The organism is Hydrocoleum sp. CS-953 (genome assembly GCF_002260545.1).
Lineage (GTDB): Bacteria > Cyanobacteriota > Cyanobacteriia > Cyanobacteriales > Microcoleaceae > Trichodesmium.
The window spans coordinates 1-8,943 of record NZ_LGSU01001269.1; the positions used below are offsets into that span (position 1 = coordinate 1).

6 protein-coding genes are annotated in these 8,943 nt (G+C 34.4%); 2 read left to right on the forward strand and 4 right to left on the reverse strand.

All coding sequences use genetic code 11. The features are described 5' to 3' along the window. The 3 genes from AFK68_RS22245 to AFK68_RS22255 form a co-directional block, all read right to left on the reverse strand. On the reverse strand, positions 1-219 hold a 219-nt coding region (locus AFK68_RS22245), incomplete at its 3' end, for a hypothetical protein (protein WP_094675174.1). A gap of 106 nt (positions 220-325) precedes the next feature. Further along, on the reverse strand, positions 326-1,627 hold the full coding sequence (locus AFK68_RS22250; protein WP_143438144.1) for a hypothetical protein: 1,302 nt from the start codon (positions 1,625-1,627) through the stop codon (positions 326-328). A gap of 642 nt (positions 1,628-2,269) precedes the next feature. Next, positions 2,270-3,523, reverse strand: a complete 1,254-nt coding sequence (locus tag AFK68_RS22255; RefSeq protein ID WP_094675178.1) for a calcium-binding protein — start codon at positions 3,521-3,523, stop codon at positions 2,270-2,272. A gap of 151 nt (positions 3,524-3,674) precedes the next feature. Between AFK68_RS22255 and AFK68_RS22260 the strand changes: the two genes are divergently transcribed. After that, positions 3,675-4,016 (forward strand): hypothetical protein, encoded by a 342-nt coding sequence (locus AFK68_RS22260; protein ID WP_094675180.1) that lies wholly within the window; start codon positions 3,675-3,677, stop codon positions 4,014-4,016. Positions 4,017-4,167: 151 nt separating this feature from the next. Beyond that, positions 4,168-7,461, forward strand: a complete 3,294-nt coding sequence (locus AFK68_RS22265) for an NB-ARC domain-containing protein (protein ID WP_256386626.1) — start codon at positions 4,168-4,170, stop codon at positions 7,459-7,461. Positions 7,462-7,710: 249 nt separating this feature from the next. Here AFK68_RS22265 and AFK68_RS22270 read toward each other — a convergent pair whose 3' ends face one another. Then, the gene (locus AFK68_RS22270) at positions 7,711-8,748 is read right to left on the reverse strand and encodes an NADP(H)-dependent aldo-keto reductase (protein WP_094675184.1); all 1,038 of its coding nucleotides are present in this window, start codon (positions 8,746-8,748) and stop codon (positions 7,711-7,713) included. Between the last annotated feature and the right edge of the window lie 195 nt (positions 8,749-8,943).

An 8,943-nucleotide genomic window follows, 5' to 3' on the forward strand; every position in this document is an offset into this window, starting at 1 on the left:
AACCTTCCCATCAATACTACCAGTATAGAATGTGTACAAATCCCCTTGAAAAGATTCAATTTTGTTCAAAATCAAATCCATCGAACTTTCTTGCAATAATACTTTTCCACTAGCAGGAAAACCATACTTATCTTTTTCAGTAATGTCTACTACCACCCATTGATTAGGGTATTTTTCTTCAATCTCGGATATTCTTAATTCTTGGGATTTTTTAACCATTTCAAGGATTTTCACTACAAGGATTACTAATAATATTATAAGATTCAAAACCTAGCAGGTTTGCTAAGACTTTCTACTTGTCGTAGCAAACCTAAAAATTGCTATATTACCAACCAAAAATAAAGCTACTTCCTTCAGATATTAGATTACCAATACCTGCGAAAGTATCATTGTTGTTATTAATTGGGAATCCCCAAAATGAGTCAGAATTTGAATCTTCAAATCCCTGGTTGATTGTCTGTTCTTCTTGATATATAGCAGAGTCAAAATTCATTAATTCCTGAATTTTTACTTTTGCTTGCTCGAATGATTCTTCTACTAATAAATCTTCTTGACTTCCCTGGGGATATTGATTGATATCTAGATAATTTTCGATTTTGTGTGAGTCTCTATCTCCTGGAAAAAAAGATTGTATAAAGTTCCCTGGCCAGCTAGGAAGATTATGTTGGTCTTCAGGAACAGCTATTCCTGGTAGATTTTTCAGACGGTTAGGAAAGTCATCTTCTCGTAATAAATAGTCAACATTATCGGAACTAATTCCCTGGAAGTCTGTAAAGGGAGAAAAAGCTAATATTCTTGTTCTTTCCTGAATATTTTCGGGCAGTTGATTATATATATCTTCAGCAAAAAAGTTGCCTTGGGAGTGAGCAATAATTAAAAATTTATCTTCCAAACTATTTGCTTGATCAATATTTTGAATTCTTTCAACTACACTGTTAGTAAATTGTGTACCTTCAAAATCATTTCCTGGAGTAACAGCTTGAATAATAGACTGAGCAAAGTCGAAGTTAATAGGTTTTGGTTTGCCTGACAAATTATATGTTTCTTCTTGAACTTGAGAATTAATACCTGTTGTGGCTAGTAAATTATTTACTAATGGGATGGTATTTCGGTAGTCTTCCAAGGTGTTATTAACACCATTGATATAAAATGAATGAATGGGTGCTTCTTGATTAGAGGTATCTGGTATTAAAGGTTCATCTTGAGTAAAATCGGGAACTACAATTTCACCAGTTATTTGGTCAAAGTTATTATTTGTAACCAGTGGCTCGTTTTCTGTAAATTCTGTTAGGATATCCTGAGTTTTATTATCAAAATTAATGTCAGTAGAAATGTTGGAATAAGAATCATTAAAAATCGTTGTAGTTGATGAACTACTGTTAGTGGTATTTGCTGTAGAGGAGATGCTAGTTGTGAATGAATTATTGTTAGTATTGGAGTTAGAGATGGAAGTCTGATTACTATTCGTAAATGTATTTCCAAAGGGTGAAAAAATACTCATTGATGAACTGCCATTAAAAGGACTATTCATCTGCATATTTCCGAAGGGTGAAAAAATACTCATTGATGAGCTGCCATTAAAGGGACTACTCATCTGCATACTTCCGAAAGATGAAAAAAGATTCATATTAAGTTTCTCCTTAATTTTTAGTGATTCAGACTTCTCTAATACTGAAAATTAACCTAATTAATAAGTTGATTCTAATATTAGAAGTAGTTGAATGAATTTGATTTGTTTCAGTCTGACATGAGGTTCTAAAATATTCCAGCACAAAAATAGATCATTTTGAATCTGTGGATAATGATCTAATTTTGTGCTTGATAAATAGTGGGTAATTTGTTATGTGAAGAGTATGATAGATTTTTTATTTAAAAAAGGTTAAATGTACATGGGCTATTTGCGTAAGTCCTGACTAATTTGGAAGAACAATTTTTCCAGGTTCTTCATTTGGGTATTTCTCTTTTTGCGGACTTAATAGTAAGTCTTTGCTTTCATACAAAATCCGTTTATGAAAAGCTAGTTTTTCCAAATCTTTCCAACTTTTCTGCCTTCTGTTTCTGCCTTCTACTTTCTGCGTTACTTTCATAATAAAGCTCCCGTGTCAACCGGATAATAAGTAAGTTGTTATGTGAAAAGTATGATAGATTTTTTATTTAAAAAACGTTAAATATTTACTCTTAAATGTCATACCATCTATTCTTATTTCTATGAACGAGTAGTAAGGACAAACAGTTATTTGCCCCTACCTATTAATTTATCAAATTGATATTAGACAAATTCAAAAGAGCTACTGTTTAAATTCAAATTCGTGTTATTTTTGACAATTCCAATTAATTCATCCTGGCGAGTCAAACCAGAAACTCCATCATCATCGAGGAAAATTCTTGTGTGGCCACCTGATACCTTTAAGACATAATCACTTGCCGATCCATTCAGTTGAATTTTATCTTCACTGGGATTAAAATCTTGGAGGACAGCATAATCTCTTTTGCCAGAATTTGAAGAGTTACCATCGTTATAATAGACATTGCTGTTGTCTCCAAGTATGAACTGATCGGGTCCTGTTCCTCCGGTTAAGCGGTCTCTTTCTCCTCGTCCAGCATTGCCAGTGCTAGTTATGGTAACAGTTGATACTCCATTATTTGTAATTGTACTCACATTAGCATTAACACCAATTAGTAAGTCAACTCCTGCACCAGCAACTAATCGATCGCTGCCAGATCCACCTGTGAGAGTGTCGTTACCATTTCCAGCGTTTAACCTGTCATTACCTGAACTTCCATTGAGAGTGTCGTTACCATTTCCAGCGTTTAACCTGTCATTACCCGAACTTCCATTGAGAATGTCGTTACCCGAACCTCCGTTGAGAATGTCGTTACCCGAACCTCCATTGAGAATGTCGTTACCATTTCCAGCATTTAACCTGTCATTACCAGAACTTGCATTGAGAATGTCGTTACCATTACCACCTATTAAAGTATCTTTGCCAGAACCTGCATTAATAATATCGTTGCCGTTTAAACCATTGAGTCTATCATTGCCGGAAAATCCTTTAATAATATTGCTACTACTATTACCGTTAATAACATCGTTACCATTGGTACCTTCAAAAATGTTTGACGATCCAGAACCACCAATATTAATGTTAGAAATAGAAGTTATAGAGGACCCATTAGTAGAACCACCAACATTAATGTTAGAAACAGAATTTGAAGAAGATTCATTAATAGTTGTTATCGTTGATGAATTGCTGTTAATAGATGAATTGTTGGTATTGGAGTTAGAAATGGAAACCTGAGATGAATTATTATTACTATTGGAATTAGAAATGGAAGTCTGATTTGTGTTCATAACCATATTTCCAAAAGGTGAAGACATACTCATGGATGGAGTACGATTATTAGGACTATTCATAACCATATTTCCAAAAGGTGAAGACATACTCATGGATGGAGTACGATTACCAGGACTATTCATCACCATAGTTTGATTTATGCTTTGAAAAAGTGAAGAGAAATTCATTATGTTTCTCCTTTCAGAACTAACTGAATAGATTTGATTACTTTCAAATTTTACATTGGCTCTCAGAATACTCCAGCACAAAAACAGATCGGTTAGATTTCGTGTATAATGATCTAAATTTGTTCTTGACAAGCAGGGATTAAGGTGTTAAGTGAAAACTCTGAAAGCATCATCTGAAGGACTTAAAAAAATTAACGAAGCTATTGAGCAAATCCAAACAGAAAAATCATTGGCATTAAGTAACGATTATTGGGTGGATGAAGCTAGTAAATTTCTACCAATGGATAAAATTGGAAAGAAAGAAATTTCGGGTAGTGTTTCAAAACCCACCTGGCAGCGATTCCGAAATAATACTGGTGTAAAACCTAAAAATTTCCAAGCATTCTGCCAAGTTTTAGGATTAAATTGGGAAGATATAGTTGATAATATTCAACCTGCATCTTCGGATTTAAAAAAAGCTCCTACTACTTCTCACTTTTCGATTCCGAAATAATACTGGTGTAAAACCTAAAAATTTCCAAGCATTCTGCCAAGTTTTAGGATTAAATTGGGAAGATATAGTTGATAATATTCAACCTGCATCTTCGGATTTAAAAAAAGCTCCTACTACTTCTCACTTTTTCGGACGTACTGAAGAATTAGATATATTAAAAAAATCAATTTTGCAGGAAAAATGTAACCTAATTCTACTCCTTGGTCGAGGCGGTATTGGGAAAACAAGTTTATCAATTCAATTAAGAAACAAAGTTCAGAATAATTTTAACTATATAATTTGGCGAAGTCTTGAAGCATCTCCCAAAATAGAAAGCATTCTGGAAGATTCAATCAAGTTCTTTTCTAACCAACAAGAAACTATACTGCCAGAAACTTTAGATGAAAAAATAACTAGACTAATTCATTATTTTTCATCCTCTCGTTGTTTACTAATACTTGATAATGCAGAATCAATTCTTAAAAGTGGCAATCAGACAGGTAAATATCGGGAAGGTTATCAAGGTTATGGTAATTTATTCAAGCGAATAGCTGAATCATCTCATCAAAGTTGTTTGTTAATTACCAGCCGAGAAAAACCACAAGCAATGGATTTAATTGCTCAAAAAACTAAAACTATAAAAATTTTCGGATGTATTTTATCAAGCTCATCTCAAAGTTGTTTGTTAATTACCAGCCGAGAAAAACCACAAGCAATGGATTTAATTGCTCAAAAAACTAAAACTATAAAAATTTTAGAATTAGAAGGGTTAAATCTAGAAAATAGTCAAAAAATATTTACAGAATATGGAGAATTTTATGGCTCAGAAGATGAATGGAAATTAGTTATTGAACATTATGCAGGTAATCCTTCTGCTTTGGAAGTTGTAGCAGCAAGTATTCAAGAAGTATTAGGGGGGAATTTATCTAAATTTGTAGAAGATTATTTAAAGTTAGGACAGCTAAAATTCGAGGAGATTAACGATTTATATCAACGCCAGTTTAACCGTCTATGTACCTCAGAACAGGAAATTATGTATTGGCTGGCAATTAATTATGAACCTGCTTCAGATACGGAATTAAAAGAAGATATTATTTCATGGAAAACTAAACAAGAATTACTCCAATCATTAAGCTCTTTAAAACGGCGATCGCTCATCAAAACTACCGAATTAGGATATATAGTTATACCCGTAATCAGGGAATATATTATTGCTCGATTAATAGATGAAATTTCCCAAGAAATTCAGACGGCTCAAATACAAATTTTTAATAACTACTGTCTCTGCAAAGCAACAGCTAAAGATTATATTCGAGAAACTCAAGTTCGTCAGATTATTCAACCACTACTAGAAAGATTAGTTCAGGAACTAGGAGGCAAAATAAATGTTGAAAATAAACTCCAACAAATTATCTCAAATTTCCAACAAAATTCTCCTCAAGCTCCTGGATATTTAGGAGGGAATATTATTAACATATTGTCTCAGCTAAATACCGATTTAACTAACTATGATTTTTCTTATTTAACTATTTGTCAAGCCTATCTTCAAGGAGTAGAATTACATCAAATTAATTTTGCTAATTCTAATTTATCTAAATCAATTTTTTCCGAACCTTTAGGCAGTATTCTTTGCGTCGCATTTAGTGATGATGGTAAACTTTGGGCAACCGGAGATGCAGATAGAAATATTTATATTTGGCGAGTAACAGACGGTCAGTTTATAACTAATTGTTTAGGTCATACTAATTGGGTAAGGTCTCTTGTTTTTCATCCTCAAAAACCTATTTTAATTAGTAGTAGTAACGACTCCACAGTGAAATTATGGAATATTAATACAGGTGAATGTCTCGCTACATTAGCAGGACACACTGGGCAAGTTTGGTCTATTGCTTTGAGTCCAGATGGTAATACTTTAGCTAGTGCTAGTAATGATGCTACCGTAAGATTATGGGATATTAACTCTCATCAATGTCTTCACGTTTTACAAGAGCATATTTTCTGGGTAGTAGAAGTTGCTTTCAATGCTCAAGGAACAAAAATAGCTAGTGGTAGTGCAGACCAAACAGTAAAATTATGGGATGTTCAGACTGGTAAATGTATCAATAGTTGGCGACAACCAAATCATGTCGTCCGAGCGATCGCATTTAGTCCTGATGGAGAAACTCTAGCTACTGGTAGCGACGATAATTTTGTCAGGTTACTGGATATCCATAGTGGTAAATGTATCAAAACTTTTCCCGGACACAACGGACGAGTTTGGTCAGTTATTTTTAGTCCTGACAATCAAACTCTAGCTAGCGGTAGTACAGATCAAACTGTGAAGTTATGGGATATCGAAACTGGTGAATTATTACTGACTTTACCGGAAAAAAATCGACGAGTCAGAGCAATAACCTTTAGTAGCGATGGTAAAACTCTCATTACTGGGAGCGACGATCAAAGTGTCAGGTTGTGGGATATTCCTAAAGGTGAACCTTTGAAGACTATCAATGGTTATACTCAAAGAGTATGGTCAGTTGCTTTCTCTCCTGACGGTCAAACTTTAGTGAGTGGGAGTGACGACTGCACAATTAGACTCTGGAATATTGAAACAGGTGACAGTAAAACTTTAGGTCGTCATACAAAGCGCGTTCAATCAGTTGCTTTCCATCCTCAAGGAACAAAAATAGCTAGTGGTGGAAATGACGGTCAGATTAGACTATGGGATATTGCGACTGGGAAATGCTCAATTTTTCCCGAAAGACATGGAGACTGGATCTGGTTAGTTGCTTTTTATGAGGAAGGAAAAAAACTGATTAGTGTTGGAGACGATCGCTGTATTAAATTGTGGGATATGAATACAAATAGTTGTCTGGAAACTTTCAAAGATTATCCAAACTGGTTGTGGTCAGTTGCGATGAGTCCTGATAATCAAAATTTAGCGATCGCCAGTGATGGTAGATTATTACAAATATGGAATATTGAAACGGGAGAGCTTACAGATATAGGAGAACATCAAGATAAATTGCGTCAAGTTGCCTGGAGTTCTAATGGCAAAATTATTGCCAGTGCTAGTGATGACCTCACTGTTAAACTCTGGAATGCTACTACAGGTGAATGTCTACATACTTTGGCAGAATATACCAATCAAATTAGAGCGCTCGAATTTAGTCCTGATAGTAATCTGATAGTAGCTGGTGGGGACGATCATACAATTAAACTCTGGGATGTTGAAAGTGGGCAGCTCTGGCAAACTTTAACAGGACATGAAAATACTATTCGTTCTGTAGCTTTTAGTCATGACGGAGCGATGGTTGCAAGTGGTAGCGAAGACCAGACCATTAAACTGTGGAATACTCAAACAGGTAGCTGCATTAAAACTCTCAAAGCAAAACGCTTCTATGAAGGAATGAATATTACAGATGCTACAGGATTAACTGAAGGCCAAAAAGAAACTCTACTCACATTGGGGGCCACCGTAATATAGTAGGGACTTTCTATACAAAGTCCCTACTAAAAAATTTATATGGCTCAAGTTGACAAAATCTTCAGCCAAGCTGGCCATAAATTAGACTTAGAAAGTCTTTATGCTGATCTAGCTTCTGCTTAGTCAAATTTTATTGAAAAATCAACGGTTGAGTTTAATGGTTTTTTATACCAATTAGAGATATAATTTCTATCCCGATATCTACTAACAAAAACTGAACCTTAAGAATTTTCAATTCATTCTTTTCTTCTAAGGTGTAGGATTCGGATATTTAGCATGAACCTCATCAATTTCAGCAATAATTTCTTCAGTCAAATTTATCTCCACACTACTAATATTTTCCTTCAATTGTTCCATAGTTGTTGCCCCAATAATTGTACTAGCTACAAACCATCTAGAACGGACATAAGCTAATGCTAATTGTGCCGGAGTCATATTATTTTTATGAGCAATTTCTACATAAGCTGTTATTGCTTCAGTCAAATTTGTTTTACGATAACGTTGTTCAAATCCAGGGAACAAAGCTACACGAGAATTTTCAGGAACTCCATGCAAATATTTACCCGTTAAAAGACCAAAAGCTAGAGGACTATAAGCCATTAATCCCACATTATTAAATCGACAAGCTTCCGCTATATTTATATGAAAAATCCGGTTAACTAAACTAAAAGCATTTTGAATCGAAACTATTTTTGGTAAACCTACTTTTTCTGCTAGATGACAAAATTCACAGACTCCCCAAGCTGTCTCATTACTTACTCCTAAATAACGAATTTTTCCAGCTTGAATTAACTCGGCAAATACTTCTAATTGTTCGGCAATAGGTGTCGTATCTCGTTCGTTTTTTGGGTCATAATCTGGGGCGCCAAATAGAGGCACATAACGGTCAGGCCAATGAATTTGATAAAGGTCAATATAGTCAGTTTTAAGACGACGCAAACTGTCTTCTATTGCTTGCTGAATATTCGGGCGGTCAACTTGATTCTTTCCACCACTAATCCAAGTCATTTTAGGATTTTGTCCGGCAATTTTTGTGGCAATAATTAATTTATCGCGCTGTTGTTTAACCAACCATTCACCAATATATTCTTCAGTTTTTCCTTGAGTTTCAGCCTTAGTTGGAACTGGATACATTTCTGCTGCATCAAGAAAATTAATACCTTCAGCAACAGCATAATCAAGTTGTTGATGAGCTTCTTCAATAGTGTTTTGCTGCCCATAAGTCATGGTGCCTAAACAAATTTCTGATACATTGAGGTTACTATCACCAAGTTTGTTGTATTTCATCGGTTTGTCTTTTAGTAAATTATCTAATTTTATCCTAGCATTAATGGGAATAATGAAAATTTTTATAGTTGTTTTTTTGAGATGGGAAACAAAAAATATGAGATTTATTTAGATATGCTTGTCGGGCTTATTGAGCAATAAAAACCACCATTTTACTATATTTTTTTATTTAACTTGCTCAAGTAAAAGCTTTCC

Excerpts from the sequence above, each read along its gene's own strand:
- AFK68_RS22255 (WP_094675178.1), bottom strand. The coding sequence starts at position 3,523 with ATGAATTTCTCTTCACTTTTTCAAAGCATAAATCAAACTATGGTGATG.
- AFK68_RS22250 (WP_143438144.1), bottom strand. The coding sequence starts at position 1,627 with ATGAATCTTTTTTCATCTTTCGGAAGTATGCAGATGAGTAGTCCCTTT.
- AFK68_RS22270 (WP_094675184.1), bottom strand. The coding sequence starts at position 8,748 with ATGAAATACAACAAACTTGGTGATAGTAACCTCAATGTATCAGAAATT.